The organism is Terrisporobacter muris, from assembly GCF_024621905.1.
Lineage (GTDB): Bacteria > Bacillota > Clostridia > Peptostreptococcales > Peptostreptococcaceae > Terrisporobacter > Terrisporobacter muris.
In genome coordinates this window covers 1-1,788 of record NZ_JANKBY010000503.1, presented here as the reverse complement: position 1 = coordinate 1,788, position 1,788 = coordinate 1, and the positions used below count along the sequence as shown (strand labels likewise).

The following is a 1,788-nucleotide window of genomic DNA, read 5'->3' as shown; positions in this document are numbered from 1 at the left end:
AGCAATTTAATTAACTCAATTAGCTTTTATACTTTATTCAAAAACTATATAAAATCTAAAGGTCTTATAATAATAAAAAAGTACATGAATAATTCATGTACTTTTTGTTTAATTATATTGTAATTGGAGCTCCAGGTCCTAATGGTAATCCTGTAATCATCCATATTGCAAGTAAAAGTATCCATCCTATTAAGAATATTGCTGAATATGGAACCATTGTTGAAATTATAGTTCCTATACCTGCTTTTTTATCATATTTTTGTGCAAATACAACTATCATAGCAAAGTATGCCATAAGTGGAGATATTATATTAGTTGTTGAATCTCCTATTCTGTATGCAACTTGAGTAAGCTCTGGTGATATACCAACCTTCATAAACATTGGCAAGAATACTGGTGCAAGTATTGCCCATTTTGCTGAAGCTGATCCCATAAATAGGTTTATAAATCCAGTAAATAAAACAAATAATATCATTAATACTGTAGAATTAACATTTAAAGTTTCTAAAAGAGCTGCTCCTTTTAAAGCTAATATAGTACCTAAGTTAGTATATGAGAAGTAACTTACAAATTGTGCTGCTACAAAAGATAGTGCTATATATCCACCCATAGATTTCATAGCGTTTTCTAATTCACGACAAACATCTTTTTCATTATTAAATACTCCAGCAACTTTACCAAATACTAATGATGGCACTAAAAATATAATCGTTAATATTGGCACAAACCCATTCATTAATGGTGAATGATCTATTATACTTCCAGTCTCCGCATTTCTAAGTATACCATTTTCTGGTACAGTTAAAGCTACTACTATTCCAACTAACACTAAAAATGATATATTAGCATATTTTAATGCTTTCTTTTCTTTATCACTTAAGTTCCCTAAAGAATCATCATTTTTTACGTCTTTTTCTAATGAAGATTTAGATAATCTTGGCTCAACTATTTTATCAGTTACAAACCACCCAAGTATTGTGATTAAGAATGTAGATACAAACATGAAGAATAAGTTAGCTGTAGGTGCTACTACGTAATTTGGATCTATCATTTTTGCTGCTTCTGTTGAAAGTCCTGCAAGCATTGGATCTATTGTTCCAACTATTAAGTTCGCACTAAACCCTCCAGATACCCCTGCAAATCCCGCTGCAAGACCAGCTAATGGGTGTCTACCAAATGACATAAATATTAAAGCTCCCAGCGGAACTAATACAACATATCCTGCATCTGAAGCTATATTTGACATAACTCCAAGGAAAACAACCATAGGCGTAACAAGCATAGCTGGTGTTATTTGAACTGTTCTCTTAAGAAGCGCTGATATATATCCACTTCCCTCTGCTACTCCTATTCCAAACATGGCAACAAGAACCATTCCAAGTGGTGCAAAAGTAACAAAATTATTAACTGCATTCTCTAGCATATAGACTATACCTTCTCTTGAAAGTAAGTTTACAGCAGTAATCGTTTGCTGAGAAATTGTGTTAGTAGTTCTGTCTATTAATTCCCCCGTCGCTGAAACTCCCATTATAGAGCATATAGCAGATATAATCATTATTGCCACACAGAAAAGTCCAAATAATGTTATTGGATGAGGTAACTTATTTCCAACTCTTTCAATCATATCAAGGTTTCTTTGGAAAAAGCTTTTCTTTTCTTTTTTCAATTGTGTATTACTTGTAATTGTACTCATAATATATTCCTCCTTTATTTTTAAGTTTGATTTATTTTATATTAATTTGTACTTTTATGTCAAATTTTGCACTTTTATTTTATTTTAATCTTTAA

General features: G+C 31.2%; 1 protein-coding gene. It reads right to left on the bottom strand.

Annotated features, from left to right (window positions below; all coding sequences use genetic code 11):
- Window positions 1-112: 112 nt before the first annotated feature.
- Window positions 113-1,693: an AbgT family transporter gene (locus tag NSA58_RS19715; RefSeq protein WP_139045070.1), complete on the bottom strand. Its 1,581-nt coding sequence runs from the start codon at window positions 1,691-1,693 to the stop codon at window positions 113-115.
- Window positions 1,694-1,788: the final 95 nt, after the last annotated feature.

Excerpts from the sequence above, each read along its gene's own strand:
- NSA58_RS19715 (WP_139045070.1), bottom strand. The coding sequence starts at position 1,693 with ATGAGTACAATTACAAGTAATACACAATTGAAAAAAGAAAAGAAAAGC.